This is a genomic window from Streptomyces sp. NPDC002232, assembly GCF_042890295.1.
Classification (GTDB): Bacteria; Actinomycetota; Actinomycetes; order Streptomycetales; family Streptomycetaceae; genus Streptomyces.
This window is the reverse complement of record NZ_JBIARV010000002.1, coordinates 466,711-492,305: the sequence shown is the minus strand read 5'-3', so window position 1 is coordinate 492,305 and position 25,595 is coordinate 466,711. Positions and strand designations below refer to the sequence as shown.

22 protein-coding genes are annotated in these 25,595 nt (G+C 74.1%); 8 read left to right on the top strand and 14 right to left on the bottom strand.

The window, feature by feature from the left end; translation table 11 throughout:
• Positions 1 to 32: 32 nt before the first annotated feature.
• A complete protein-coding gene (gene pulA / locus ACFYXU_RS08950) occupies positions 33 to 5,324 on the top strand; it encodes a pullulanase-type alpha-1,6-glucosidase (RefSeq protein WP_389457030.1) in 5,292 nt (1,763 codons plus the stop codon).
• A 24-nt stretch (positions 5,325 to 5,348) separates the two neighbouring features.
• Here the strand turns inward: pulA and ACFYXU_RS08945 are convergent, their stop codons facing one another.
• Positions 5,349 to 5,861, bottom strand: a complete 513-nt coding sequence (locus ACFYXU_RS08945) for a GNAT family N-acetyltransferase (RefSeq protein WP_384565896.1) — start codon at positions 5,859 to 5,861, stop codon at positions 5,349 to 5,351.
• Positions 5,862 to 5,902: 41 nt separating this feature from the next.
• Positions 5,903 to 6,628 (bottom strand): TetR/AcrR family transcriptional regulator, encoded by a 726-nt coding sequence (locus ACFYXU_RS08940; protein WP_376513765.1) that lies wholly within the window; start codon positions 6,626 to 6,628, stop codon positions 5,903 to 5,905.
• A gap of 37 nt (positions 6,629 to 6,665) precedes the next feature.
• Here ACFYXU_RS08940 and ACFYXU_RS08935 point away from each other — a divergent pair, with 37 nt between their 5' ends.
• The gene (locus ACFYXU_RS08935; protein WP_389457028.1) at positions 6,666 to 7,202 is read left to right on the top strand and encodes a hypothetical protein; all 537 of its coding nucleotides are present in this window, start codon (positions 6,666 to 6,668) and stop codon (positions 7,200 to 7,202) included.
• A 50-nt stretch (positions 7,203 to 7,252) separates the two neighbouring features.
• On the opposite strand, the gene ACFYXU_RS08930 is transcribed toward ACFYXU_RS08935, so the two are convergent.
• The 5 genes from ACFYXU_RS08930 to ACFYXU_RS08910 all read right to left on the bottom strand — a co-directional run bounded on the left by ACFYXU_RS08930 (position 7,253) and on the right by ACFYXU_RS08910 (position 13,436).
• Positions 7,253 to 8,308 carry a PDR/VanB family oxidoreductase gene (locus ACFYXU_RS08930; protein WP_389457026.1) on the bottom strand — a complete coding sequence of 352 codons (1,056 nt, stop codon included), beginning with the start codon at positions 8,306 to 8,308 and terminating at the stop codon, positions 7,253 to 7,255.
• Positions 8,308 to 9,192, bottom strand: a complete 885-nt coding sequence (locus tag ACFYXU_RS08925; RefSeq protein WP_376513760.1) for a metal-dependent hydrolase — start codon at positions 9,190 to 9,192, stop codon at positions 8,308 to 8,310. Before ACFYXU_RS08925 ends, ACFYXU_RS08930 begins: the two co-directional genes overlap by 1 nt.
• Positions 9,193 to 9,324: 132 nt before the next feature.
• Positions 9,325 to 11,334 (bottom strand): hypothetical protein, encoded by a 2,010-nt coding sequence (locus ACFYXU_RS08920; protein WP_389457024.1) that lies wholly within the window; start codon positions 11,332 to 11,334, stop codon positions 9,325 to 9,327.
• 70 nt (positions 11,335 to 11,404) lie between these two features.
• Positions 11,405 to 12,205, bottom strand: coding sequence for a tyrosine-protein phosphatase (locus tag ACFYXU_RS08915; protein ID WP_389457022.1), 801 nt, complete (start codon positions 12,203 to 12,205; stop codon positions 11,405 to 11,407).
• A 232-nt stretch (positions 12,206 to 12,437) separates the two neighbouring features.
• The gene (locus tag ACFYXU_RS08910) at positions 12,438 to 13,436 is read right to left on the bottom strand and encodes an NAD-dependent epimerase/dehydratase family protein (protein ID WP_389457020.1); all 999 of its coding nucleotides are present in this window, start codon (positions 13,434 to 13,436) and stop codon (positions 12,438 to 12,440) included.
• Between the two features lie 219 nt (positions 13,437 to 13,655).
• Between ACFYXU_RS08910 and ACFYXU_RS08905 the strand changes: the two genes are divergently transcribed.
• Both ACFYXU_RS08905 and ACFYXU_RS08900 read left to right on the top strand, forming a co-directional pair.
• A complete protein-coding gene (locus tag ACFYXU_RS08905) occupies positions 13,656 to 14,324 on the top strand; it encodes a hypothetical protein (RefSeq protein WP_389408211.1) in 669 nt (222 codons plus the stop codon).
• A gap of 50 nt (positions 14,325 to 14,374) precedes the next feature.
• The gene (locus ACFYXU_RS08900) at positions 14,375 to 15,790 is read left to right on the top strand and encodes a PepSY-associated TM helix domain-containing protein (RefSeq protein WP_389457018.1); all 1,416 of its coding nucleotides are present in this window, start codon (positions 14,375 to 14,377) and stop codon (positions 15,788 to 15,790) included.
• On the opposite strand, the gene ACFYXU_RS08895 is transcribed toward ACFYXU_RS08900, so the two are convergent.
• The gene (locus ACFYXU_RS08895) at positions 15,791 to 16,342 is read right to left on the bottom strand and encodes a winged helix-turn-helix domain-containing protein (RefSeq protein ID WP_329855618.1); all 552 of its coding nucleotides are present in this window, start codon (positions 16,340 to 16,342) and stop codon (positions 15,791 to 15,793) included.
• Positions 16,343 to 16,704: 362 nt separating this feature from the next.
• Positions 16,705 to 17,736, bottom strand: coding sequence for a glutamine synthetase (glnII, locus tag ACFYXU_RS08890; RefSeq protein ID WP_329855620.1), 1,032 nt, complete (start codon positions 17,734 to 17,736; stop codon positions 16,705 to 16,707).
• Positions 17,737 to 18,100: 364 nt separating this feature from the next.
• Between glnII and ACFYXU_RS08885 the strand changes: the two genes are divergently transcribed.
• Positions 18,101 to 19,006 carry a Gfo/Idh/MocA family protein gene (locus tag ACFYXU_RS08885; protein ID WP_376513749.1) on the top strand — a complete coding sequence of 302 codons (906 nt, stop codon included), beginning with the start codon at positions 18,101 to 18,103 and terminating at the stop codon, positions 19,004 to 19,006.
• Between the two features lie 12 nt (positions 19,007 to 19,018).
• On the opposite strand, the gene ACFYXU_RS08880 is transcribed toward ACFYXU_RS08885, so the two are convergent.
• Both ACFYXU_RS08880 and ACFYXU_RS08875 read right to left on the bottom strand, forming a co-directional pair.
• On the bottom strand, positions 19,019 to 20,440 hold the full coding sequence (locus tag ACFYXU_RS08880; RefSeq protein ID WP_389408213.1) for a PLP-dependent aminotransferase family protein: 1,422 nt from the start codon (positions 20,438 to 20,440) through the stop codon (positions 19,019 to 19,021).
• Positions 20,437 to 20,871 (bottom strand): MarR family winged helix-turn-helix transcriptional regulator, encoded by a 435-nt coding sequence (locus tag ACFYXU_RS08875; protein ID WP_389457569.1) that lies wholly within the window; start codon positions 20,869 to 20,871, stop codon positions 20,437 to 20,439. Before ACFYXU_RS08875 ends, ACFYXU_RS08880 begins: the two co-directional genes overlap by 4 nt.
• A gap of 75 nt (positions 20,872 to 20,946) precedes the next feature.
• Here ACFYXU_RS08875 and ACFYXU_RS08870 point away from each other — a divergent pair, with 75 nt between their 5' ends.
• Complete coding sequence (locus ACFYXU_RS08870; RefSeq protein WP_389457015.1) at positions 20,947 to 21,804, top strand: alpha/beta fold hydrolase; 858 nt, start codon at positions 20,947 to 20,949, stop codon at positions 21,802 to 21,804.
• Between the two features lie 2 nt (positions 21,805 to 21,806).
• On the opposite strand, the gene ACFYXU_RS08865 is transcribed toward ACFYXU_RS08870, so the two are convergent.
• The gene (locus tag ACFYXU_RS08865) at positions 21,807 to 22,166 is read right to left on the bottom strand and encodes an ArsC/Spx/MgsR family protein (RefSeq protein ID WP_376513743.1); all 360 of its coding nucleotides are present in this window, start codon (positions 22,164 to 22,166) and stop codon (positions 21,807 to 21,809) included.
• 149 nt (positions 22,167 to 22,315) lie between these two features.
• Between ACFYXU_RS08865 and ACFYXU_RS08860 the strand changes: the two genes are divergently transcribed.
• Complete coding sequence (locus tag ACFYXU_RS08860; protein WP_329855628.1) at positions 22,316 to 22,591, top strand: hypothetical protein; 276 nt, start codon at positions 22,316 to 22,318, stop codon at positions 22,589 to 22,591.
• A 93-nt stretch (positions 22,592 to 22,684) separates the two neighbouring features.
• Here ACFYXU_RS08860 and glnA read toward each other — a convergent pair whose 3' ends face one another.
• On the bottom strand, positions 22,685 to 24,109 hold the full coding sequence (gene glnA / locus ACFYXU_RS08855) for a type I glutamate--ammonia ligase (RefSeq protein WP_329856886.1): 1,425 nt from the start codon (positions 24,107 to 24,109) through the stop codon (positions 22,685 to 22,687).
• 223 nt (positions 24,110 to 24,332) lie between these two features.
• Between glnA and ACFYXU_RS08850 the strand changes: the two genes are divergently transcribed.
• Positions 24,333 to 24,800 carry an RDD family protein gene (locus ACFYXU_RS08850; protein ID WP_329856885.1) on the top strand — a complete coding sequence of 156 codons (468 nt, stop codon included), beginning with the start codon at positions 24,333 to 24,335 and terminating at the stop codon, positions 24,798 to 24,800.
• Between the two features lie 80 nt (positions 24,801 to 24,880).
• Here ACFYXU_RS08850 and ACFYXU_RS08845 read toward each other — a convergent pair whose 3' ends face one another.
• Complete coding sequence (locus tag ACFYXU_RS08845; RefSeq protein WP_361393976.1) at positions 24,881 to 25,585, bottom strand: DUF4191 domain-containing protein; 705 nt, start codon at positions 25,583 to 25,585, stop codon at positions 24,881 to 24,883.
• Positions 25,586 to 25,595: the final 10 nt, after the last annotated feature.

Below are 25,595 nucleotides of genomic sequence, written 5' to 3'. Positions count from 1 at the left end.
CCTCTCTTCCCGTACCTCCAGGGAGCACCCCCGTGATACGCAAGAGAACGGCGGTCGCGCTGGCCGCCGCCCTGTGCGCCGCCCTCGTGCCCGCCGTCCCCGCGACGGCCGCACCCCGGCCGCCCGCCCCGCCCTCCGACCGAACCCTCGCCGCGCAGCCCGCCCGCCAGGACCTCACCCGCGAGCAGTTCTACTTCGTCCTGCCCGACCGCTTCGCCAACGGCGACCCCTCCAACGACCGCGGCGGACTCACCGGCAGCCGCACCCGGACCGGCTTCGACCCGGCCGACAAGGGCTTCTACCAGGGCGGCGACCTCAAGGGCCTCAGCCGGCGGCTCGACTACATCAAGGGCCTCGGCACCACCGCCATCTGGATGGCGCCGATCTTCAAGAACCGGCCCGTGCAGGGCACCGGCAAGGACGCCTCCGCCGGCTACCACGGCTACTGGATCACCGACTTCACCCAGGTCGACCCGCACTTCGGGACCAACGAGGACCTGAGGCAGCTGATCGCCGCCGCCCACGCCAAGGGCATGAAGGTCTTCTTCGACGTCATCACCAACCACACCGCCGACACCGTCGACTACGCGGAGAAGAAGTACGGCTACCGCCCCAAGGGCGCCTACCCGTACCTCGACGCCTCCGGCCGCCCCTTCGACGACCGGACCGCGATCGGCACGGTCGACGCGGACTCCTTCCCGTACACGCCGACGACGACCGGCGGCAAGGTCCCCGCCTGGCTGAACGACCCCACGATGTACCACAACCGGGGCGACTCCACCTGGGTCGGGGAGTCCGCCGAGTACGGCGACTTCGTCGGCCTCGACGACCTGTGGACCGAGCGCCCCGAGGTCGTCGAGGGCATGAAGAGGATCTACGAGAAGTGGGTCCGCGACTTCCGGATCGACGGCTTCCGCATCGACACCGTCAAACACGTCGACCTGGACTTCTGGACCCAGTGGGCCACCGCCCTCGACGCCTACGCCGCGCAGCGGGGCCGCGAGGACTTCTTCATGTTCGGCGAGGTCTACTCCGCCGACCCCGCCGTCACCTCCCCGTACGTCACCCGGGGCCGGCTCGACGCCACCCTCGACTTCCCCTTCCAGGACGCCGCCCGCGCCTTCGCCTCCCAGGGCGCCGGAGCCGACCGCCTCGCCAAGGTCTTCGCCGAGGACTACCGGTACACCACCGACAAGGCCAACGCCTACGAGCAGGTGACCTTCCTCGGCAACCACGACATGGGCCGCATCGGCACCTTCCTGAAGCAGGACAACCCGAACGCCTCCGACGACGAACTCGTCCGCCGCGACCGGCTCGCCAACGAGCTGATGTTCCTCTCCCGGGGCAACCCGGTGATCTACTACGGCGACGAGCAGGGCTTCACCGGCCCCGGCGGCGACAAGGACGCCCGCCAGACGCTCTTCGCCTCCAGGACCGCCGACTACCTCGACGACGACCAGCTCGGCACCGACCGCACCCACGCCTCCGACGCGTACGACCCCACCCACCCGCTCTACCGGTCGATCGCCGCCCTGTCGAAGCTCACCCGCGAGAACCCGGCCCTCCGCGACGGCGTCCAGCGCGAGCGGTACGCCGAGGGCTCCGTCTACGCCTTCACCCGCACCGACCCGAAGCAGCGCACCGAATACCTCGTCGCCACCAACGGCGCCACCACGCCGAGGACCGTCACCGTCCCGGTCGACTCCGCGGCCTTCCGCACCCTGTACGGGGGCCAGGGCGCCGTCGCGGCGGCGAAGGGCGAGGTCACCGTCACCGTCCCGGCCCTCTCCACCCTGGTCCTCGAGGCCGACGCGCCGCTGCCCGCCCCGACGGCGAAGCCCACCGTGACGCTCCGGGCCCCGGCCGCCGGCTCCACCGGCACCGTCGAGCTCTCCGCCGACGTCGACGGCGGCGGCCTCAACCGGGTCGTCTTCGCCGCCCAGGTCGGCAACGGCCCCTGGCAGACCCTCGGCACCGCCGACCACGCCCCGTACAAGGTCACCCAGCACGTCACCGCCCCCGGCGGCACCGCCCTGCGCTACAAGGCCGTCGCCGTCGACACCGCCGGCCGCACCGCGAGCGCCCTCGCCGCCACCACGGCGGGCGCACCCCCGGCACCCGAGAAGCCCGTCGCCGTCGAGCGGACCCACGCCGTCGTCCACTACCGGCGCGAGGACGGGGACTACGACGGCTGGAAGCTGAAGTCCGCCGGCCAGGAGGCCGCCTTCACCGGACGCGACGCCCACGGCGCCTTCGCCTGGGTCAAGGTCCCCGAGGGCGCCGCCACCCTCCCGTACACCGTCGAGAAGGACGGCACCGCCGACGGCCCGCAGCGCACCATCGGCCTCGGCCGGACCGGCGAGGTCTGGATCACGCAGGGCTCCGAGGGCCAGTCCGACACCAACCCGGCCCCGACGACCCCCGACAGGACCAAGGCCGTCCTCCACTACCAGCGGGCCGACGGGAAGTACGACGGCTGGGGCCTGCACACCTGGACCGGCGCCGCCCAGCCCACCGACTGGTCCAAGCCCCTCATGCCCGCGCGCTTCGACGCGTACGGCGCCGTCTACGAGGTCCCGCTCACCGAGGGCGCGAGCTCCCTCTCGTACATCCTCCACAAGGGCGACGAGAAGGACCTGCCCACCGACCAGTCCCTCGACCTCGCCACCTACGGCCACGAGGTCTGGGCGCTCTCCGGACAGCCCGCCTACCTCCTGCCCACCGTCGGCGGCTCCCCGAACCTCGACCTCGGCAAGGCCGAGGCCCAGTGGATCGACCGGAACACCGTCGTCTGGAAGGTGAAGGCCACCGACGCCACCAGCCAGCAGCTGGTGTACGCGAAGGACGGCGGGATCACCGTCACCGACGGCGCCCTGAACACCGAGGGCCAGTGGCTCCGCCTCACCCCCGCCACGCTCACCGACGCCCAGAAGGCGAAGCACCCCCACCTCAAGGACTACCCGGCCTTCACCGTCGACCCGCGCGACACCGACCGGGCACGGGACTCCCTGCGCGGTCAGCTCATCGCCACCCAGCGCGCCGCCAACGGCGCCCTGCTCGCCGCCACCGGCGTCCAGACCGCCGGCGTCCTCGACGACCTCTACGCGGCGAAGGCCACGAAGGCGGACCTCGGGCCGACCTTCCGCAAGGGCGGCACCACCCTGTCCCTCTGGGCCCCCACCGCCCGGACCGTCGCCCTCGAACTCGACGGCAGGACCGTCCCCATGCGGCGCGACGACGCCTCCGGCGTCTGGTCCGTCACCGGCCCCCGCACCTGGACCGGCAAGCCCTACCGGTACGTCGTCGACGTCTGGGCCCCCACCGTCCAGAAGACCGTCCGGAACCGGGTCACGGACCCCTACTCCACCGCCCTCACCACCGACTCCGCCCGCAGCCTCGCCGTCGACCTCACCGACCCGAAGCTCGCCCCCACCGGCTGGATGAACCTGCGCAAGCCCGCCGCCGTACCGCTGCGCGACGCCCAGATCCAGGAACTCCACATCCGCGACTTCTCCGTCGCCGACCCCACCGCGAAGGCCGCCCACCGCGGCACCTACCTCGCCTTCACCGACCGGGACAGCAAGGGCTCACGGCACCTCAAGGCGCTCGCCGCCTCCGGCACGTCCTACGTCCACCTGCTCCCCGCCTTCGACCTCGGCACCGTCCCCGAGAAGAAGTCCGCGCAGACCACCCCCGCCTGCGACCTCAAGGTCTACGCCCCCGACTCCGAGGAGCAGCAGGCCTGCGTCACCGCCGCCGCGGCGAAGGACGCCTACAACTGGGGCTACGACCCCCTGCACTACACCGTCCCCGAGGGCTCCTACGCCACCGACCCCGAAGGGACCCGCCGCACGGTCGAGTTCCGGCAGATGGTCCAGGCCCTCAACGGCGACGGACTGCGCACCGTCATGGACGTCGTCTACAACCACACCGTCGCCGCCGGACAGTCCGACAAGTCCGTCCTCGACAGGATCGTGCCCGGCTACTACCAGCGCCTCCAGGCGGACGGCGCCGTCGCCACCTCCACCTGCTGCGCCAACACCGCGCCCGAGAACGCCATGATGGGCAGGCTCGTCGTCGACTCGGTCGTCACCTGGGCCAAGGAGTACAAGGTCGACGGCTTCCGCTTCGACCTCATGGGCCACCACCCCAAGGCCAACATCCTCGCCGTCCGCAAGGCCCTCGACGCGCTGACCGTCGCGAAGGACGGCGTCGACGGCAAGGCGATCGTCCTCTACGGCGAGGGCTGGAACTTCGGCGAGGTCGCCGACGACGCCCGCTTCGTCCAGGCCACCCAGAAGAACATGGCCGGCACCGGCATCGCGACCTTCTCCGACCGCGCCCGCGACGCCGTCCGCGGCGGCGGCCCCTTCGACGAGGACCCCGGCGTCCAGGGCTTCGCCTCCGGCCTCTACACCGACCCCAACACGTCGGCCGCCAACGGCACCCCCGAGCAGCAGAAGGCCCGCCTCCTGCACGACCAGGACCTCATCAAGGTCGGCCTCACCGGCAACCTCGCCGCGTACTCCTTCACCGACACCTCCGGGCGCACGGTCAAGGGCTCCGAGGTCGACTACAACGGCGCCCCCGCCGGGTACGCCGCCGCCCCCGGCGACGCCCTCGCCTACGCCGACGCCCACGACAACGAGTCCCTGTACGACGCGCTCGCCTTCAAGCTCCCGGCGGACACGTCCCCGGCCGACCGGGCCCGCATGCAGGTCCTCGCCCTGGCGACCGCCACCCTCTCGCAGGGCCCGGCGCTCTCCCAGGCCGGCTCGGACCTGCTGCGCTCCAAGTCCCTGGACCGCAACTCCTTCGACAGCGGCGACTGGTTCAACGCGATCCACTGGGACTGCCGCGACGGCAACGGCTTCGGCCGCGGCCTGCCGCCGGCCGCCGACAACAAGGCCAAGTGGTCCTACGGCAGGCCGCTGCTCACGAACCCGGCCCTGACCGTCGGCTGCGCGCAGATCGACGGCGCCTCCGCCGCCTACCGGGACCTCCAGAAGATCCGCACCACCGAGCCGGTCTTCTCCCTGGCCACTACGGAACGGGTCCAGGACGCCCTGTCCTTCCCGCTCTCCGGCCCCGACGAGACCCCGGGAGTGATCACCATGCGCCTCGGCGACCTGGTGGTCGTCCTCAACGCGACCCCCGGAAGCACCGCGCAGAAGGTGACCGGCCTCGCAGGGGCGGACTACCGCCTCCACCCGGTCCAGGCCGGCGGCTCCGACCCGGTCGTGAGGACGGCCGCGTACGACCCGGCGTCGGGCACCTTCACGGTCCCGGCGCGCACCGTCGCGGTCTTCCGGGCCGCGCACTGACCGGAGGCCCTGGCGCGGCACCCGTCACGCCAGGGCCTTCTCCAACAGCCGCACCGCGTAACGGCGGCCGTCCGCCCCCGTCTTCTCCAGGCGCGGGGCGGCGTCCGCGTACCCCGCCGCCTCGTAGTACGTCCCCAGGACCGGGTTGCGCGCCTCGCAGTCCAGCCGGGCCAGCGTCCGGCCCGAGGCCGCGATCCGCCCCTCCGCGTGCGCCAGCAGCGCCCGCCCCGCACCGGCCGGAGCCGCCTCCCGGTCGGTCATCAGCCGGTGCACGTATCCGGCCACCGGCGGCTGCGGCCCCCAGACCTCCGGGTCCTCCCACCACAGCTCGTACGCCCCCACCGTCCGTCCCCCGTGCGCGGCGAGCCACACCTCGCCCTCCGCGATCCGCGCGCGGAAGTGCCCGGGACCCCGGGCCCCCGGCTTCCACTGGTCGATCCCGCCGCGCACCATCCAGCGCGCCACCCCGTCGAACAACTCCACCAGCACGCCGAGATCGCGCTCGTCCGCCTGCCGGAAGGTCACCTGTGCCGTCATGGCGATCACCGTAGGGCTTCGCCCCGCTGTGCGAGTCCCGCCTACGGCAGGCGCGGGTCGGGCAGCACCGGCGAGGGCTGCGGGACCAGCGCGGCGAGCCGCGCCACCAGCTCCCCGAAGGGGCCGTCGGCGGGCTCGTCGGCGAGGATGCCGACCAGGATCTCCGCCATGTCCGCGTCGTACGCGGCGCTCACCGCGGCCAGCGCCGCGAAGTCGTGCACCAGCTGGCGCTCCAGCTCCGCGCGGGGGACCCGGCGGCCGTCCAGCCAGAGCAGCGCTGTCGACTCGGCGAGCGACACCCAGGAACGGACGACCAGTTCGAGCCGCGCGGAGGGCTCCCCGACCGACAGATGCGCCAGGATCTGCTCGTACGCGGCCTGCCGGACCTCGTCGATCATCGCGTTCGTCGTGGACGAGCCCACCGCCGGGCCGCCGCGCATCAGCGCCGCGAAGCCGGGCCCGTGGTCGTCCACGAAGTCGAAGAACCGGCCCATCACCCGCAGCAGCCGCGCCCCCAGCGGACCCTGGGGCGGCTCCACGAACCGGAGGGCGAGCTCGTCCGCCGCCCGCCGCAGCGCCGCCTCGTAGAGGCTCTGCTTGCCGGGGAAGTAGTGGTAGACCAGCGGCCGCGAGATGCCCGCCGCCGCGGCGATCTCGTCGATGGAGACCTCGTCGGGAGAGCGGTGGCTGAAGAGTTCGAGGGCCACCCCGATCAGCTGCTGCTTGCGCTCCTCGACGCCCATCCTGCGGCGCACCCCGGTCGTCATACGAACAGCCTAACCGCGTCCGTTACGCTCCTGCCCCATGAGCGCTTCCGACCAGGACACCCCGACGGCACCGGCACCGGAGGGCGAAGAGCCCCGGAAGACCCCCGAGGCCCCGGAGGCCGTCGAGCCGGGGACGACCGGAGGGCCCGAAGAACCCGAAGAATCCGAAGAACCCGAGAACGCGGAGAGGCCCGCGGCCGGTGCCGCGGCCGCCGGGGCGCCCCGGGAGGCCGAAGAGGCCCCGGAGACAGCCGAATCCCGCGCCCCGCTGGGTCCCGAGGGGGAGGAGGAGCCGCCGGAGCACGAGGCGTCCGACGGCGCGCTCACGCCCACGCAGGCGCGGCGGCTGCGGGTCGCCGCCGCGTCCGTGCTCCTGGTCGCGCTCGCCGTGGTGCTGGTCATCCGGCTCGCCAGCCGCACGTCCGTCCTGGTCGTCGGCGTGTACGGCCTCGCGATGATCCTCTGCGGCATCGTGATCGAGCTGTCCCGCAACGGCCGTACCCGGCTCGGCACCTGGCTCCTGGTGGGCGGCCTGCTCACCGCGCTGGCCCTGGACTGGCTGGTGCTGCCCTAGGGGGTGCCTCGCCGATCGGGCCGGGCTCGCGGGGCCTCCCCGGAGAGCCGCTACAGGTCGAGGACGAGCCGCTTCCCCGCGCAGCGCGAGACGCAGATCAGCATCGAGCCGTCCCGCTCCTCGTCGGTGAGCAGCTCGTCCCGGTGGTCGATCTCGCCCTCCAGGACCGACTGCCGGCAGGTTCCGCAGAAGCCCTGCCGGCAGGAGTACATGATCCCCGGCAGCTCCTCGCGGACCGCCTCGAGGACCGTCTGGTCGGCCGCCACCGTCACCGTGCGTCCGGAGCGGCGCAGTTCGACCTCGAAGGCGGTGCCGCCGTTCGGCGCGACGGCGCTGAAGCGCTCCAGGCGCGGCACCCGGCCCTCGGGCATCGCCGAGGCCACCGCCTCCATCAGGCCGTCGGGCCCACAGCAGTAGACGGCCGTCTCGGCGGGCAGCCGGCCGAGGAACCCCAGCTCCGGGAGGCCGGACGTGTCCTCCGCGACGACGGTGACCCGGTCGCCGCCCCCGAGCCGCTCGATCTCCTCCCGGTAGGGCATGGTGGCCCGGCTCCGTCCGCAGTACACGAGCCGCCAGTCGGCCCCGGCCGCCTCGGCGGCGCGGAGCATGGGCAGCACCGGGGTGATGCCGATGCCGCCCGCGACGAAGACGTACGCCGGGGCGCCGACGAGCGGGAAGCGGTTGCGGGGGCCCCTGATCTCGATCTCCACGCCCTCGTGGAGCCGCTCGTGGACCTCGCGCGAGCCGCCGCGCCCGTCCTCGATCAGACGGGTGGCGACGGTGTACGAGGACGGGTCGGCCGGGTCCCCGCAGAGCGAGTACTGCCGGACGAGCCCGGACGGCAGGACGAGGTCGATGTGGGCGCCCGGCTGCCAGGCGGGCAGTCCGGCGCCCTCCAGGCGCAGTTCGACGACCCCCTCGGCGGGGGCGGTGCGCCGGGTGACGGTGACCCTGCGCGGGACGGTGCTGCCCCGTCCGTATCCGGAGACGGGGGTGTCGAGGGCGGGCATCGGCCAGAGCGGGGCCGTGGACATGCGGCTGCGGACGGCGCGGCGGACGAGCAGCGCGGCGCCGGCGACGAGGGCGACCGTGGTGAACCGGGCCATCAGCGGCCTCCGTTGGCGCCGGGGGAGGAGGCGAGGTAGGCGACGGCCTGCGCGGTGTCGCCCTCCTGGGAGGGGTGGTAGGCGCGGCTCAGGTAGCGGGGTATGGAGCGCAGCATGGCCGGGGTGGAGGGCAGCAGGCCCTGCCGGCCCTTGCGGACGAAGTCCGCGAAGGAGGACCTGGGGTCGAGCAGCGCGGGGTCGTTCTCCATGAAGAACCGGATGCCCCGCTGCCAGAGGAAGACGAGCGCGGAGAAGGCGAGGGCCCAGGTGCGGGCGCGGCGCCGGTAGCCGCCGTCGAGGTGCATGAACAGCTCGAAGGCGACGGCGCGGTGCTCGACCTCCTCGGCGCCGTGCCAGCGCAGCAGGTCCAGCATGGTCGGGTCGGCGCCGGCCCGGTCGAGCGCGTCGGCGTTGAGGACCCAGTCGCCGAGGAAGGCGGTGTAGTGCTCGATGGCGGCGATCAGCGCGACCCGCTCCATCAGCCACCAGCGGCGCGGCCGGCCGGGCGGGAGGGTCCGGTCCCCGAGGAGCTTCTCGAAGAACCAGTCGACCTGCGCGGTGTACGGGGTGGGGTCGAGGCCCAGCTTCCTCAGGTGGGGGAGGACGTCGTCATGGGCTTGGGAGTGGATGGCCTCCTGGCCGATGAAGCCGATGACGTCCTCGCGCAGCCGGTCGTCGGTGATGTACGGCAGCGCCTGCTGGTAGACGTGGACGAACCAGCGCTCGCCGGCCGGCAGCAGGAGGTGCAGCACGTTGATCGTGTGCGTGGTGAAGGGATCGCCCGGGACCCAGTGGAGCGGTGTCTCCTGCCAGTCGAAGGAGACCTTGCGGGCCTTGAGCTCGATGTGCTCCGACGCCACCGGTGCAGGCTGCGTATTAGACATGCCGTCAATGTACTGAGGGGTAAGGGGTGAGAACAGGCCCCGGGCACGTCTTTTTCCACGACGGGCGCGGCATGATCCTCCCGGGTCGGGGCGGGCGGTCCGCCGGGGTCGGCGCGGCACCTTCCTCCGGGGTCAGCGCAGCGCGGCCACCCGGGTCCCGTTCCGCAGCGTGCCGTCCAGGTCGGCCCGCGCGCCCGCCGTCGCCCGCACCGCGAGCAGGGGCCCGTCGGAGCGGCCCCGCACCCCGCCGGAGGTCTCCAGGGACGCGAAGTCCCCGCCGCCCGCCGCCAGGACGAACCAGCCGCCGCCCGGCGCCCGCCACAGCACGCCCGCCAGGACCCGGGGGTCGCGCACCCCGCAGGCCGGCGAGCCCTCGGAGCGGGCCGCGAGCGCGGCCGGCACCCCGGGCGACGGGACCAGGAACTGGGCGAGGACCCTGCTGCCCGTGCCCCGCCAGGTCTCCGCGCGCGTGCACACCCAGGTGGCCCGTCCGGCCCCCTCCGGCAGCGGCTGCCGGGCGAAGGGCCAGGCGCTCACGGACCGCACCCCGTTCCCCCGCGCCACCGCCAGCTGGCACGCCGTCCGCGCCCAGGCCGCCCGGGCCTCCGTCCCCGTCGCGTCCACGGGCGAGGCGGGCGGCCCCCACAGCAGCCGGGCGGGCGCGAGCTCACCGAGGTCGGTCAGGAGCCGCACCCCCTCGCCGTCCCCCACCTGGAGGGTGTTCCACCGGGTGCAGCTCCCGGACCGCGCGGGCGTGGGCACGGGATCGGTCACCCCGGCGGAGTCCCGGGCCAGCGTCCCGGGCTCCTTCGCGGGCGCGAGGAGGTCCCGTACGGCCGTCTCCCGCACCCAGGGGGCCGTCAGATAGCGGACGTTGCCCCCCGCGCGGGAGACGACGAGCGCCGCGGCCGCGACGGCGTCGGCCGCGTCCGTCCGCGCGAAGTCCAGCGCGGCGCCCGCGGTCCCCTCGACCGGCTCCGCGTACCGCACGGCCCGCAGCCCGTCGTGGAAGAGCACCACGCGCATGGCGTCGACCCGGCCCGCGAACAGCAGTTGCGGAGGCCCCATCGGCGGCCCGACGGGCGTCCCCGGCGTCGCGGAGGACCGCACGGACTCCCCGGGCCTGGCCCAGACGGCGAGCGCCCGCCGCAGCAGCGCGCTGTCACCGGTCAGCCCACCGCGCGCCGGCCACACCGAGAAGTCCCGCCGGGTCGCACCCGGCCACACCGCCGGATCCACCCGCTTGACCGCGCCGGGGTCGAGGGCGGCCTCGGCGGCGGGGTTGCGGGCGTACGAGGGGGCCGCGGCGCCGTTCCTGCCCCAGCCGTCGCCGGGGAGCCCGAGCAGGGTCCCGCAGACGACGAGCGCCACGACCGCGACGAAGGCGGCCCGGACGTGCTGGCGCCGCCGCATGAGATCGGTGGGCCGCGCCTGGAGCGCGCAGGGATCGAACTCGTCGGACTCCAGGAGGGCACCGCCGCCCGGGTGCTCCGGCCCGCCGGTCCGCTCCCGGCCGCTCGCCCCGGCCGGGGCCTCGGTCACCGCCGGGTCCCTCCCGGGGTCCGTCTCCTCACCCGTCGCCTCCAGCGCGTCCGCCTCCGCCAGCGCCGCGCGCGGGTCCTCGACGCCCGCCGCCGCCAGGACGCGCAGGACCTCCGGATCGCCCTGCCGCTCCAGGCCGCGGAGCACGTAGGCGGCGCGGCCCGGGCCGGAGAGCCGGGACAGCCGCTGGTCCAGGGCCAGTTCGTCGGCGCCGCCGACCCGGGGGAAGAGCCGGAGCCCCCACACGTGCGGCAGCAGCGGCGGGAACTGCGCCCGGCGCGGCACCGCGAGCCGCCGCAGCGGCAGCCCGGCGATCAGCGCCTGGCGCAGCACCTCGCCCCGTACGTAGGCGTAGCCGGGATCCACTGCGTCCTCGGCCTGCCGGGGCCCGGGCACGACGGGCCCGGGGACCCGGCGGCGGGGCAGCGACCGCTGGACGAGGGCGTGCGCGGTCAGCACCCGGCGGTTGCGCCCGAGCGCGGGCGGCAGGACGAGATAGGCGATGCGGACGAGCCGCGGGTACCGCTCGACCAGCGCGGCCTCGGCCTGCTCGACGTCGACGGGGCCCACGGGCGAGGGAACGAGATCCTGGGTGCTCACGTTCAGCAGAACGAGCGATTCTTCCGATGGTCACCCCGGGGGCCCGCACTCCTGGGGCCCCGCCGCCGGGTCAGGCGGACGTGACCGTAAGCCGCTCGCGGATGAGGGCCGTCACCTCGTCCGGCACGCCCAGACCCTCCCGTACGTACGTCTCCATCGACCCGTGCCGGACGGCCACTTCGTCGAGCGCCGCCTCCAGGTACTCCGGCACGACCCCGATCAGGTCGAGCGCCAGCTCGGGATCGCCTCCCTGGGCCGTGAACCCCTCGATCATCGGCGCGAACGCCACCCGCACCGCCGGGTTCACCGCCAGGTACTCCGCCCGCACGGTCTCCTCGTCCGCGCCGAGCAGCGTCAGGACGACGGTCGCCGCCCACCCCGTGCGGTCCTTGCCCGCCGTGCAGTGGAAGAGCAGCGGACCCGCGCCGGGCGTGCCGAGCTCGGTGAGCAGGGAGCGGTAGGCGGCGCGGGCCGATTCTCCGGAGACGAAGGTCCGGTAGGTCCGGGCGAAGGCCGCCCGGACCCGGCCCCCGCCGAGGTGTTCCTCCGCGAGCGCGGGGTCGGTGAGCAGGGTCTTCAGGCGCGCGGCGGGCGGCAGTCCGCTGCCGGCCAGGTGGTCGGCGAGGACGTCGGCGACGACCGGCCGGGCCCCGGGCGGGAGCCGGTCCGGCCGGTCGGCGCGCTCGGTCTCCGTACGGAGGTCGACGACGGTACGGACGCCGAGGGCGGCCACGGCGGCCTCGTCCGGGTCGAGCCGGTCGAGCTGCGCGGACCGCAGCACGAGGCCGGGACGGACCGAGCGCCCGTCACCGAGGGGGAGGCCGCCGAGATCGCGGAGGTTGGCGACGGAGGCGGCGGGGATGGCGGGCATGGCGTCGGCTCCTCCGGTTCGTGCGCGGTCGAGTCGACGGTAAGGGATCGTCCGGTTCCGGGCAGATCCGCGGCGCGGCGACCCGGGGGCGTGTCCCGCCGGTCGGGCCGGGTGCGCGGCCCCACCGACAAGACACCCCTAGCCGATCGGGCCGAGTGCGCGGGCCCCACCGGCAAGACACCCCTTCTTGCTCGATCAGGCCGAATGCGCGGGCCCGCCCGGCAAGACACCCCTAGCCCTTCGCGAGCGCCGCCAGCACCTCCGCCTCCCGCTCCGGGGTGAGGCCGACTCCCGGCCGGTCCGGGCGCTGCGGCGCGACGCCGCCGAGGGACTCCAGCCACGCCCAGGTGTCCGCGGCCGTCTCGTCCACCGGGCGGCAGCGCAGCCCGGCCGCGACGGCGCGGGAGACGTCGGCCGTGTGCAGGGCGTCGTACATCTCGCCCGGCGGCAGCCACACCGGCAGCTCCGTCCAGGGCGCCACCCCCGCCGCGAGCAGCGCCTCCGGCTCCGTCCAGCGCAGTGCGGCGTCGCTCCCGGTGGCCCGGACGCAGGCGTCGAGCAGCTCGCCCATCGTCGTGTGCCCGGGCGGCGAGACCAGGTTGTACGGCCCCGAAAGGCCGGCCGCCACCGCGTCCAGGGTCCAGACGGCGAGGTCCCGCACGTCGACGTACTGGACCGGTGCCGTGCGCGGACCGGGCGCGAGGACCGGGCCGCCGCGCGCGATCCGGCCCAGCCACCACGGCAGCCGGCCCACGTTCTCGTACGGGCCGAGGATCAGGCCCGCGCGCACGAGCAGCGTCCGGTCGGGGCCGAACGCGGCGGTGGCCGCGAGCTCGCCGCCCCGCTTGGCCTCCGCGTACGGCACGTCCCCGTCGTCCGGCGAGCCCTCCACCAGCGGGCCGTCCTCCGCGAGCCCCGCCGCGGGCGGCCAGGCGTACACGGAGCGGCTCGACACGTACGCGTACCGCCCGACCCGGCCGGCCAGGAGCCCGGCCGCGTCCCGCACCGCCGACGGCGCGGCCGACCAGGTGTCCACGACGGCGTCCCAGGAGCCGGTGGCGAGGGCGGCGAGACCGTCGGGTGCGGTGCGGTCCCCGGTCAGCGACGCGACCCCGGCCGGAGCCGCGTGCCGCCCCCGGTGGAAGACCGTCACCTCCCAGCCCCGCGCGAGCGCCTCCTCGACGACCGCGCGGCCGACGAACTCCGTCCCTCCGAGCATCAGAAGTTTCATGATCCCGAGCCTGCACGCCGGTGGCGGCCGGTGTCAGGGCGTTCCGCTCCCGGAGGATTCCGCCAGGGGAGGAACGGCACCGGGAGGGGGTCTGTCCGGCCAAGTGGCCGGGATGGCACCATGGCGGCGATGACGGATGTCCGGTCGCCCCTGCGCGCCCTGCGAGCCGCGCTCTTCGCGGTCGTGTGCGTGACTTTGGCAGCCGTGGGGCATTCGTCCATGTCTGCCCATCAGCTTCCGGCGACCACGCTGTCCGGCGCGTTCGCCGTGACCGCGCTCGCCGCCTGGGCCGCGGCCGGCCGCCGCCGGGGCGCGCCCGCGATCACGGGCGCCATGGTGGTCCTCCAGGGCGCCCTCCACCTGCTGTTCGCGACGACGGGCCACGCCGCGCCGACGACGGACGGCACGCACCCGCACACGATGCCGGGCATGGACGGCATGGACGGCATGGACGGCATGGACGGCATGGACGGCATGGCGGGCATGGCCGGCATGCACGCGATGCACGGGACACACGCCGCGCACGCCGTGGACGGGGCGGACGCCATGGACGGCTTGGTCATGGCCGCCGCCGACCCCATGGGCACGACCTCCGGTGCCGGCATGCTCGCCGTGCACCTCCTCGCCGCCCTCCTCTGCGGCCTCTGGCTGGCGCGCGGCGAGGCCGCCTTCCTCGCCCTCGCCCGCGCCGCCCTCGCGTACGCCTTCACCCCGCTCCGGCTGCTCCGCGCCCTCGTCCGCGTCCCCGAGGCCCCGCGCCGCCCGGTCCGCCGCACCCGCGGGACCGCCCCGCGTCCGCACACCGTCGTCCTCGCGCACGCCCTCTCCCGGCGCGGCCCGCCCCGGCTGTCCGCACCCCGCGCCACGGCCCTCGGAGCACACGTCTGACCCGGGGGCCGCCTTCCCCTGTCGAGACACGACTCCAAGGACAGTCCCCCATGACCATCGACGATCTCGCGCGCCCGGAAACCCCCGGGTCCGAAGCGCCACCGTCGGCGAAGACCCCCATCCGGCCCGGCACGTGGAGCGCGCTGCGCCCCCTCGTCCTGCGCCTCCACTTCTACGCGGGCGTCCTCGTGGCCCCCTTCCTGCTCGTGGCCGCCGTCAGCGGCCTGCTCTACGCGCTCTCCTTCCCGGCGGAGAAGGTCGTGTACGCGCACGAACTGGAGGTCCCCGTCGGCGACACCGCCCTGCCGCTCTCCCGGCAGGTCGACATCGCCCGCGAGGCCAACCCGGACGGCACCGTCACCGCCGTCTGGCCCGGCGCCGAACCCGGCGCCACCACCCGGGTCCTGATGGCCGACCCCGGTGTCCCCGAGGACGCCTCGCTGGCCGTCTTCGTCGACCCGTACACCGGCGAGGTGCGCGGACAGCTGCCCAGCTACGGCAGCTCCGGCGCCCTGCCGCTGCGCACCTGGATCGACGGTCTCCACCGCGACCTGCACCTCGGCGACCTCGGCCGCAACTACAGCGAGCTCGCCGCGAGCTGGCTCTGGGTGATCGCGCTGGGCGGGGTGCTCCTCTGGGTCGGCCGCCGCCGGAGGAGCCGCCGCGCCCTCGTCCTGCCCGAGCGCGGACCGAAGTCCCGCCGCCGCACGCTCTCCTGGCACGGCTCGGTCGGCCTGTGGGCGGCGCTCGGCCTGGTCCTGCTCTCCGCGACCGGTCTGACCTGGTCGCGGTACGCGGGCGAGAACATCGGCACCGTCCAGGACGGTCTCGGCGGCGCGACGCCCACCCTCTCGGCCGGCGCGAACCCCGGCTCCGAGCACGAGGGCCACGGCGGCGCGCACTCCGGCTCCACGAAGACCGGAGGCACCGACATCGGCCTCGACCGTGCGGTCGGAGCGGCCCGCGCGGCGGGCATCGACAGCCCGCGGATCTCGGTCGCGCTGCCCTCCGAGGGCAAGGGGTACGTCGTCAAGGAGACCGACACCCAGTTCCCGGTCGAGCTGGACTCGGTGGCGCTGGACCCGGCGGACGGCACCGTCCTCGACCGGCTGCGCTTCGGTGACTATCCGCTGCTCGCGCAGCTCACCCGGATCGGGATCGACGCGCACACCGGGGTGTTCCTGGGCCTGTTCAACCAGCTGGCGCTCGCGGCGCTCGCGCTCGCCCTGGTCCTGCTGATCCTCTGGGGCTACCGCATGTGGTGGCTGCGCCGCCCGGGCCGCCCGGTGGCCCGCGGAGCCTGGCGGAAGGTCCCGGTGACGCTGCTGCTGCCGCTCGCGGCGGCGACGGCGCTCATCGGCTGGTTCGTCCCGCTGCTCGGTATGAGCCTGCTGCTGTTCCTGGCGGTCGACCTCACCCTCGCCCTGGTGGCGAAGGTGAGGCCGGGGTCCCGCACCACCGCCTGATCAGGGGGTGTACTTGTAGCCGACCCGCCGCACGGTCTGGATCGTGTGGCGGTGCTCGGCGCCCAGCTTGCGGCGCAGCCGGGCCACGTGCACGTCGACCGTCCGGCCGTCGCCCACGTGCCCGTACCCCCACACCGTGGTGACCAACTGGTCGCGGGTGTGCACCCGGTGGGGGTGTGCCACCAGATGGGCGAGCAGTTCGAACTCCAGGTATGTCAGGTCCAGCGCCTCCCCGTCGACCAGGGCGATCCGCTGGACGCCGTCGATGGTCACCGGACCCTGCTCCTCCGCCGCGACGGGCGCCGTGACGGGGACGGGGGCGACGGGCAGGTGCGGCTGCTGGTCGGCCGGGACGAGGACGAGGTACCCGACCATCGGCGGGCGGCCCGGCAGGGTCGGCAGCGTGTGCTGCGGCGCGGGCAGCAGGGTGGCGCCGGGCGGCAGGAAGTCCGCCACCTGGGAGAAGTCGACGACCTCGTTCGGATCGACGGCACGCAGTCGGTGCCGGCCGGGACGGACGGCCGTGAGGGAAGCGGTCTGGGTGTGGGCCATGGCAGGTCAGCTCTTTCGCGCGGGGAACGGACGGAGTGGTCTCGTACGTCGTGCGCGTGCGGCCGAAGGCCGGGATCGGACCGAACCGATCGAGGCGTTAGAGGGCCGACGCGTTCCTCACGCGTCGACAGCACCGGTCGAAGTCGTGGTGCTGCCGGGAAGGCCAGAACGGCTCGAGGTCGTGGCGACCCGTCGCGGTGTCGTTCTGCATGATGGCCATATCCCTATTGAAGCAGAAGGGAATGTCCCCGACGACCCTCCGGGCCCCAAAACCCGTGTCACGCATCCCACATGGCGAGAGGGGCGCCCACCGTGCGGAACGGTGGGCGCCCCTCGGGCGGTGGTGCGGGAAGCGCTGCGGATCAGACCTGGCCGGCCTTCTCCAGGGCCTCGCAGCAGGTGTCCACGATCAGGCGGGTCACCACGTACGGGTCCACGTTCGCGTTCGGGCGGCGGTCCTCGATGTAGCCCTTGCGGTCCTGCTCGACCTGCCACGGGATGCGGACCGAGGCGCCGCGGTCCGAGACGCCGTAGGAGTACTCGTCCCACGGGGCGGTCTCGTGCAGGCCCGTCAGGCGCTCGTCGATGCCGGCGCCGTAGTTCTTGACGTGGTCGAGCGGCTTCGAGCCCTGGCCGAGGGACTCGCACGCGGTGATGATCGCGTCGTAGCCCTCGCGCATGGCCTTCGTGGAGAAGTTGGTGTGCGCGCCCGCGCCGTTCCAGTCGCCCTTCACCGGCTTCGGGTCGAGCGTCGCCGTGACGTCGAAGTCCTCGGCCGTGCGGTAGAGCAGCCAGCGGGCGATCCACAGCTGGTCCGAGACCTCCAGCGGGGCCAGCGGGCCGACCTGGAACTCCCACTGGCCGGGCATGACCTCGGCGTTGATGCCGGAGATGCCGAGACCGGCCTTGAGGCAGTTCTCCAGGTGCGCCTCGACGATCGGGCGGCCGTGGATCTCGTCCGCGCCGACGCCGCAGTAGTAGCCGCCCTGCGGGGCCGGGAAGCCGTTGACCGGGAAGCCGAGCGGGCGGGTGCCCTCGAAGAAGGTGTACTCCTGCTCGATGCCGAAGATCGACTCCTGGGCGGCGTAGCGGGAGGAGACCTCGGCCAGCGCGGCACGCGTGTTGGACTCGTGCGGCGTCATGTCCGTGTTGAGGACCTCGCAGAGCACCAGGATGTCGGCGCCGCCGCGGATCGGGTCCGGGCAGACGAAGACCGGCTTGAGGACGCGGTCCGAGGCGTGGCCCTTGGCCTGGTTCGTGCTGGAGCCGTCGAAGCCCCAGATCGGCAGCTCGTCGAGGGCGAGGCCCTCACCGGCGATGATCTTCGTCTTGGAACGGAGCTTCGCGGTCGGCTCGGTGCCGTCGATCCAGATGTACTCAGCCTTGAAGGTCACGGGTCTCATCCTTTGGCGTGCTGCTGCGGAATTCCGCTGCGGCTCGCGGCACTGCGAGAAGCTGCGGTCTCTGCGCTGACTGCGCGGTGTGTGTTCGACCGCAGCTTGGCAACACGGGATTTCCCGACGGTTGCCCGTTTGTGAACCCCGTGTTACTCAGCTTTTCCGATCTTCGCGGGGCCGGGGCGGCGCGGCGCGAACCGCCGCCGGTCCTCCCCGCGCGCGCCCCGCGGGCACGGACGGGCCCGCCCGGCGCCCCGTGTCGTATACGGGGGACCGGGCGCACCGCCTCCGCCCGTCCGCCCGCCTCCGCCCGCGCAGGGGGGCCGTCCACGCTGTCGGTGGCGACCGGCAGACTGGGGGCATGGCGAAGACACCCGGCGTGAAGCCCCGTATCGGACTCCTCGGCACCGGCCCCTGGGCCGCCCGGACGCACGCGCCCGCGCTCGCCGGGCATCCCGGAGTCGAGTTCAGCGGCGTGTGGGGCCGCCGCCCCGAGGCGGCCGAGGCGCTCGCCGACGCGTCCGGCACGCGCGCGTACGAGGACGTGGACGACCTCTTCGCCGTGAGCGACGCCGTCGCCCTGGCCCTCCCGCCGGACGTCCAGGCCCCCCTCGCCGTCCGGGCCGCGGCCGCGGGCTGCCACGTCCTGCTCGACAAGCCGGTCGCCACGACCGTGGAGCTCGCCCGCGAGGTGACCGACGCGGTCGAGGCCGCCGGGGTCGCCTCGGTCGTCTTCTGCACCCTGCGGTTCGCGGAGCCGACGGCCCGCTGGGTCGACGAGCAGGCGGCCGCGGGCGGCTGGTTCCTGGGCGAGGCCCACTGGCTCGGCTCGCTCTACGGCCCCGGTTCCGCCAGCGCGTACGCGGCCTCCCCCTGGCGCCGGGAGAAGGGCGGCCTGTGGGACGTCGGCCCGCACGTCCTCTCCGTCCTCCTGCCGGTCCTCGGCGACGTCACCGCGATCACCGCCGCCGGCGGCCCGGACGACACCCACCACCTGGTGCTGCGGCACGCCTCGGGGGCGAGCAGCACGGCCACGCTGACCCTGAGCGCGCCCCCGGAGGCGGCGGAGGCGGCCCTCACGCTGTACGGCACCGGCGGCCGGTCCGACATGCCCCGCTGGGACGGCGCCGTGGGCGCGTTCGGCGCCGCCGTGGACGCCCTCGTCACCGCCGCCCGCACGGGCGAACCGCACGCCTGCGACGCCCGCTTCGGCCTGCGGCTCACGGAGATCCTCACGGAGGCGGAGCGCCGCGCGGCCGTCGCCTGACGGGGAAGCGGGTCAGGACGCGGGAGCGCGGCGGCGCGCCCCGAGGCCTTCCGCGAGCGCCGCGCACAGGGCGTCCAGGGCCGCCCCGTACAGCCGCTCCGGCGGTGTGGCGTAGCCGACGACCAGGCCGTCCGGACGGGTGGGGCCGAGGGCGTCGGGGTGGCGGTAGGCGGCCAGGCCCTCGGTGGCCACCCCGTGCCGGGAGGCCGCGGCGAGCACCGCGCGTTCCGTGCCCGGGGGCAGCTCCAGGACGGCGTGCAGACCGGCCGCGATCCCCGTCACCCGTACCCCCGGCACCCGTTCGGCGAGCACGGCCGCCAGCCGGTCGCGCCGCGCCCGGTGACGGCGGCGCATGCCGCGCACGTGCCGGTCGTACGCGCCGCAGGCGAGGAAGTCGGCGAGCGTGAGCTGCTCCGTGGCCGAGGCGTACGGCTCGCGCTCGCCCTTCGCGGCCACGATCCGGTCCACGAGGGACGCCGGCGGGCACAGCCAGCCGAGCCGCAGCGCGGGGGAGAGGCTCTTGCTGACGGAGCCGACGAGGACGGTCCGCTCGGGGTCGAGGCCCTGCACGGCGCCCACCGGCCGCCGGTCGTAGCGGAACTCCCCGTCGTAGTCGTCCTCCACCACGAGTCCGCCGGAGCTCCGCGCCCACTCCAGGACGCCGGTCCGGCGCTCGGGGTGCAGGGGGCCGCCGGTGGGGAACTGGTGGGCGGGCGTGAGCAGCACGGCCCCGGCCCCCGGCGGCAGCTCCGCGGGCCGGAGCCCGTCCCCGTCGACGTCCACCGGCACCGTGCGGACCCCGGCCTCGGCGAGCAGGCTCCGGTGGAAGGGCAGGCCGTACGCCTCGACGGCCCAGGGGCGCCCGGTGCCGACGGCCCGCGCGAGCAGCCGCAGGGCGTGTGCCGCGCCGGAGCAGACCACGATCCGGTCGGGCGAGGTGCGGACGCCCCGCACGCGCGCGAGGTACTCGGCGAGCGCCCGGCGCAGTTCGGCGCGCCCCTGCGGATCACGGGTCCCGAAGGCCTCGTGCGGCGCCTCGGTGAGGGCCCGCCGGGCGGAGGCGAGCCAGGGGCCGCGGGGGAAGGACCCGGGGTCGGGCCTGCCCTGGACGAGGTCGTACGGGAGGGGCGGCGGCGCGGCGGGCCGCAGGGGGCCGGGGGCGGGCGCGGCGACCCGGTCGGCGACCCGCGTGCCGGAGCCCTGGCGGGACGTCAGCCAGCCCTCGGCGACCAGCTCGGCGTACGCGTCGGCGACGGTGTTGCGGGCGATCCCGAGGTCGGCGGCGAGCGAGCGGTAGGGCGGCAGCCGGGTCCCGGGGGCGAGCCGCCCCTCGCGGACGGCCTCCCGCAGGGCGAGGACGAGCGCGGCCCGCCGGCCGCCCGCGGCCCCGAGCTCCAGGTGCAGGTCGCTCCCGGGCGCGCCGGTGGGGCTCACCGTCCCTCGCCGCCGTCCATGAGGTCCCGTACGCCGCCGAGGAATCGCCGCACGGCCGCGGTCTCCTCCTCGGTGAAGCCTTCGAGGAGCGCGACCGTCCCCTCGACGAGCGGTCCGAAGTGCGCGCGGCCCAGGTCCTTGGCGCGGTCCTCCACGCTCAACAGGACACGGCGGCGGTCCCGCGCGTCGCGCGTCCTGGCCACGTGCCCGAGACGTTCGAGCCGGTCGACGACGGAGGTGGTGCCGGCCGAGTTCAGGCCGAGCCGCTCGCCGAGCCACCCGGCGGTGGCGTCCGTGCCGGCGCGCTCGGCGTCGAGGAGGCAGATCAGGGCCCGCACGTCCGTCGGGTGCATGCCGTGGCGGGCGGCGAACTCGTTCTGGCGCAGGCCGTATTCGACGGTGACCTCGCGCAGCAGATGAAAGAGCCGCATCTCCGGTGACTCGGCCACCGCACCCCCCTATCATCTCGCCGAGCGAGATTATCGCCGAACGAGAGGACTCGTGCCATGCCCCGCGCCCACGAGACTGAGCTCACCGAGTTCACCGCCGCGTACGACGCGGTCCTCGCCCGGTGGCCCCGGCCCACCACCGCCTCGGAACTCCGCACCCCGCACGGCACCACCCACGTCCTCCGGCACGGCCCCGAGGACGCCCCGCCCGTCCTCCTCCTGCCCGGCGGCGGAAGCACCGCCGCCTCCTGGGGCGCCACGGCCGCCGCGCTCGGCGCCACGCACCGCGTCCACGCCGTCGACCTCGTCGGCGGCCCCGGACGCAGCCGCTCCGACGGCCGCCCGATCCGCACCGCCGCCGACCTCGTGACCTGGCTCGACGCGGTGCTCGACGGCCTCGGACTCACCTCCGCGGCCTTCCTCGGCCACTCGTACGGCGGATGGATCGCGCTCCGGTACGCCCTCACGGCCCCCGACCGCACCGACCGCCTGGTCCTGCTCGACCCCACCGGCTGCTTCGCCGGATTCAAGCCCGCCTACCTGCTGCGCGCCCTGCCCCTGCTGCTGCGCCCGAGCGCCGCACGGGCCGCGTCGCTGCTGGCCTGGGAGACCGGCGGCGCGGACCACGACCCCGCGGTGCGGCGCCTCGACGTCCTCGCGGCGGAACGGCCGACCCGGCGCCCGGTCACGGGACCCCGTCCGACACCCGCCGAACTGACCGCGCTGCGGCCCCCCGCGCTGCTGCTCCTCGCCGGGGGCAGCCGCGTCCACGACCCGGACCGGGTGGCCGCCCGGGCGCGCGCGACCGTCCCCGGCATCGTGACGGAGACCCACCCCGCCGCGACCCACCACACGCTCCCGGCGGACCTTCCGCCCGCGGCGCTGTCCGGGATCGCGGGCTTCCTGGCACGCTGACGTCAGCGGGACAGCGCGTCCCGCACGGCCTCCTCGGTGCGAGCGACGACGGCCGTGCCGTCCTCCGCCGTGATGATCGGCCGCTGGATCAGCTTCGGACGGGCCGAGAGGGCCTCGATCCAGCGCTCCCGGTGCGCCGCGTCCCGGGGCCAGTCCCGCAGGCCGAGCTCTTCGGCGGCGGTCTCCCCGGTCCGCGTGATGTCCCAGGGTTCGAGCCCGAGCCGGTCCAGCACCGTCCGGATCTCCGCGGGCTCCGGCACGTCCTCCAGGTAGCGCCGCACGGTGTAGTCGGCGCCCTCCGCGTCGAGGAGGGTGAGGGCGCTGCGGCACTTGGAACAGGCGGGATTGATCCAGATCTCCATGGCCCCCACGGTACCCCCCAGGGGCTGCTCCACCACCCCCCAAACCCTGTCTGGCCAGGGGCGATTGTCAGTGGGTGTCTCTAAAATGGGGGGTGAAGGTGAGGGTCCCGGGGAGGGCCCGCACCCCACCGTTCGCCAGGAGGTAGCCCATGGCTCTCGCCGTGATCCGGACGCCGTCCCTCGAACCCTGGAAGCCGCTCCAGAGGAAGCCGCTGCCCGCGGGCCGCCCCCGCGAGTGGTACGTCTCGCACAACCGCCGTCTGAAGGCGATGCGGCTCGCGATCGCCCTCCTCGACGCCGGCGTCTACGTCCCGTCGAAGGCGACGAACGCGACGATACGCACGACGGCCGAGAGCATCGGCATCCACCCGCCCTCGGACACCACCTGCCGGATGGTCCGCGCCCTGATCCGCTACGGGCGGTAGCCGCCACCCGTCCGCGGCCCGGAAGCGGCGAGGCCCGCCGCCCCCTCGAAGGGGACGGCGGGCCTCGGAAGAGCCTCGCTCGCGCGGTACGGCCTAGAGGTCGAAGTAGAGCTCGAACTCGTGCGGGTGCGGGCGCAGCTGGATCGGGGCGATCTCGTTCGTGCGCTTGTAGTCGATCCAGGTCTCGATCAGGTCGGACGTGAAGACGCCGCCCGCCTGGAGGTACTCGTTGTCGTCCTCCAGGGCGTGGAGCACGGCCTCCAGGTTGGTCGGGACCTGCTGGACGTTCGCGTGCTCCTCGGGAGCCAGCTCGTACAGGTCCTTGTCGATCGGCTCGGCCGGCTCGATCTTGTTCTTGATGCCGTCGAGGCCCGCGAGGAGCAGCGCCGAGAAGGCGAGGTACGGGTTCGAGGACGGGTCCGGCGCGCGGAACTCGACGCGCTTGGCCTTCGGGTTCGAGCCCGTGATCGGGATGCGCATGGCGGCGGAGCGGTTGCGCTGCGAGTACACCATGTTGACCGGGGCCTCGAAGCCCGGGACCAGGCGGTGGTACGAGTTCACCGTCGGGTTGGTGAAGGCGAGCAGCGACGGGGCGTGCTTGAGGATGCCGCCGATGTAGTAGCGGGCGGTGTCCGAGAGGCCCGCGTAGCCCGTCTCGTCGTAGAACAGCGGGTCGCCGTTCGCCCACAGCGACTGGTGGACGTGCATGCCCGAGCCGTTGTCGCCGAAGATCGGCTTCGGCATGAAGGTCGCGGTCTTGCCGTTGCGCCAGGCGACGTTCTTCACGATGTACTTGAAGAGCATCAGGTCGTCGGCCGCGGCGAGCAGCGTGTTGAACTTGTAGTTGATCTCGGCCTGGCCGGCGGTGCCGACCTCGTGGTGCTGGCGCTCGACCTGGAGGCCGACGTTCTCCAGCTCCAGGGAGATCTCGGAGCGCAGGTCGGCGAAGTGGTCGACCGGCGGGGCCGGGAAGTAGCCGCCCTTGTAGCGGACCTTGTAGCCGCGGTTGTTCTCCTCCGCACCGGTGTTCCAGGCGCCGGCCTCGGAGTCGATGTGGTAGAAGCCCTGGTTCGCCGAGGTCTCGAAGCGCACCGAGTCGAAGACGTAGAACTCGGCCTCGGGGCCGAAGTAGGCGGTGTCGGCGATGCCGGTCGAGGCGAGGTACGCCTCGGCCTTCTTCGCGATGTTCCGCGGGTCACGGCTGTACTGCTCGCCCGTGATCGGGTCGTGGATGAAGAAGTTGATGTTCAGCGTCTTGTCGCGGCGGAAGGGGTCCACGCGGGCCGTCGACAGGTCGGCGCGGAGCGCCATGTCGGACTCGTGGATGGCCTGGAAACCACGGATCGAGGAGCCGTCGAACGCGAGCTCCTCGGACGGGTCGAAGGCCGTGGCCGGGATCGAGAAGTGCTGCATCACACCGGGCAGGTCGCAGAACCGGACGTCGACCATCTTGACGTCGTTGTCCTTGATGAACTTGCTGACCTCGTCGGCGTTCTGGAACCCGTGCTTCTCGGACATCCAACTTCCTCCTACTCCCGGCCCGGGGAGGGGCGGGCTTGCAGCTCGGTCGTGCGGCCAGTGCGGTGGCACACGCTGGACCCGACCATAGGCAGACGGGATTTCTCAAGCATGACCCTATTGTTTCGTCCAAGTTAACCGGGCCGGGTGCTCTTCTGCCGTGTCGGAGCCGTTCGCCTACCCGGGCCGAACTGATCAAAAACGGGCGCAGTACCGTGGTCGGGTGGACAACAGGCAAGCACTCGGATCCTGGCTCTCCGGCCCCCGCGCGGCGGCCGAGGACGCCGGCGTCGACTTCGGCTACCGCGGCGAGCAGCTCGGGCTGCCCGAGGAGGGTCCCGGCTCGATCGCCCGCCCCGGGCGGCGCCTGGGCGCCCTCGCCGTCGACTGGGCCCTCTGCATCCTGATCGCATACGGCCTGATCACCGACGGCTACAACCAGGCGACGGGCAACTGGGCTCTGCTCATCCTGTTCGTCCTGAGCACCCTGACGGTCGGCACCGTCGGCTTCACGCCCGGCAAGCGGCTCTTCGGCCTGCGGGTCGTCTCCGCGAGCGGCGGCCGCCTCGGCCCGTTCCGGGTGGCCCTGCGCTCCCTGCTGGTCTGCCTGGCGATCCCGGCCCTCATCTGGGACCGCGACGGCCGCGGCCTCCACGACCGCCTCTCCGGCGCCGTGCAGGTGCGGATCTGAGCCCACGCCCCACTCCCGTGTACGAGGAAGGCCCCGGACCGCACGGTCCGGGGCCTTCCTCGTACACAGGGGGCCGGTCGTCAGCGCGTCTTTCCGCCGCGCGGCATCCGCATGCCCTTCGGCATGGGGCCCTTCGGCAGGGGCATGTTGCTCATCAGGTCGCCCATCGCCCGCAGCCGGTCGTTGGCCACGGTGACCTGCGGGCCGGTGAGCACGCGGGGCATCTTGAGCATGGTCGTACGGATCTTCTTGAGCGGCACCTGGCCCTCGCCGTCGCCGACGATGATGTCGTGCACCGGCACGTCCACCACGACGCGGTTCATCCGCTTCTTCTCGGCCGCGAGCAGGGTCTTGACCCGGTTCGGGTTGCCCTCCGCCACCAGCACGATGCCGGCCCGGCCGACCGCGCGGTGCACGACGTCCTGGCTGCGGTTCATCGCGACCGCGGGGGTCGTCGTCCAGCCGCGCCCGACGTTCTGGAGCACCGCCGCCGCCGCGCCCGGCTGGCCCTCCATCTGCCCGAAGGCAGCGCGCTCGGCACGTCGTCCGAAGACGATGGCCGCCGCCAGGAGTCCCAGGACCAGGCCCAGGATGCCCAGGTAGACCGGGTGACCGATGAGGAAGCCGATCCCGAGGAGGACACCGAGTACGACGATGCCCACGCCCGCGACGACCAGACCGACCTTCGGGTCCGCCTTCCGGGTCATCTGGTACGTGAGGGCGATCTGCTTCAGTCGCCCTGGATTCGCAGCGTCAGCGCTGCCCGTGTTTGCCTTCCTCGCCATGTCCTGAAGT

Excerpts from the sequence above, each read along its gene's own strand:
- ACFYXU_RS08945 (WP_384565896.1), bottom strand. The coding sequence starts at position 5,861 with ATGACGGCACAGGTGACCTTCCGGCAGGCGGACGAGCGCGATCTCGGC.
- ACFYXU_RS08940 (WP_376513765.1), bottom strand. The coding sequence starts at position 6,628 with ATGACGACCGGGGTGCGCCGCAGGATGGGCGTCGAGGAGCGCAAGCAG.
- ACFYXU_RS08935 (WP_389457028.1), top strand. The coding sequence starts at position 6,666 with ATGAGCGCTTCCGACCAGGACACCCCGACGGCACCGGCACCGGAGGGC.
- ACFYXU_RS08930 (WP_389457026.1), bottom strand. The coding sequence starts at position 8,308 with ATGGCCCGGTTCACCACGGTCGCCCTCGTCGCCGGCGCCGCGCTGCTC.
- ACFYXU_RS08925 (WP_376513760.1), bottom strand. The coding sequence starts at position 9,192 with ATGTCTAATACGCAGCCTGCACCGGTGGCGTCGGAGCACATCGAGCTC.
- ACFYXU_RS08915 (WP_389457022.1), bottom strand. The coding sequence starts at position 12,205 with ATGCCCGCCATCCCCGCCGCCTCCGTCGCCAACCTCCGCGATCTCGGC.
- ACFYXU_RS08910 (WP_389457020.1), bottom strand. The coding sequence starts at position 13,436 with ATGAAACTTCTGATGCTCGGAGGGACGGAGTTCGTCGGCCGCGCGGTC.
- ACFYXU_RS08905 (WP_389408211.1), top strand. The coding sequence starts at position 13,656 with ATGTCTGCCCATCAGCTTCCGGCGACCACGCTGTCCGGCGCGTTCGCC.
- ACFYXU_RS08900 (WP_389457018.1), top strand. The coding sequence starts at position 14,375 with ATGACCATCGACGATCTCGCGCGCCCGGAAACCCCCGGGTCCGAAGCG.
- ACFYXU_RS08895 (WP_329855618.1), bottom strand. The coding sequence starts at position 16,342 with ATGGCCCACACCCAGACCGCTTCCCTCACGGCCGTCCGTCCCGGCCGG.
- ACFYXU_RS08885 (WP_376513749.1), top strand. The coding sequence starts at position 18,101 with ATGGCGAAGACACCCGGCGTGAAGCCCCGTATCGGACTCCTCGGCACC.
- ACFYXU_RS08875 (WP_389457569.1), bottom strand. The coding sequence starts at position 20,871 with ATGCGGCTCTTTCATCTGCTGCGCGAGGTCACCGTCGAATACGGCCTG.
- ACFYXU_RS08870 (WP_389457015.1), top strand. The coding sequence starts at position 20,947 with ATGCCCCGCGCCCACGAGACTGAGCTCACCGAGTTCACCGCCGCGTAC.
- ACFYXU_RS08865 (WP_376513743.1), bottom strand. The coding sequence starts at position 22,166 with ATGGAGATCTGGATCAATCCCGCCTGTTCCAAGTGCCGCAGCGCCCTC.
- ACFYXU_RS08860 (WP_329855628.1), top strand. The coding sequence starts at position 22,316 with ATGGCTCTCGCCGTGATCCGGACGCCGTCCCTCGAACCCTGGAAGCCG.
- glnA (WP_329856886.1), bottom strand. The coding sequence starts at position 24,109 with ATGTCCGAGAAGCACGGGTTCCAGAACGCCGACGAGGTCAGCAAGTTC.
- ACFYXU_RS08845 (WP_361393976.1), bottom strand. The coding sequence starts at position 25,585 with ATGGCGAGGAAGGCAAACACGGGCAGCGCTGACGCTGCGAATCCAGGG.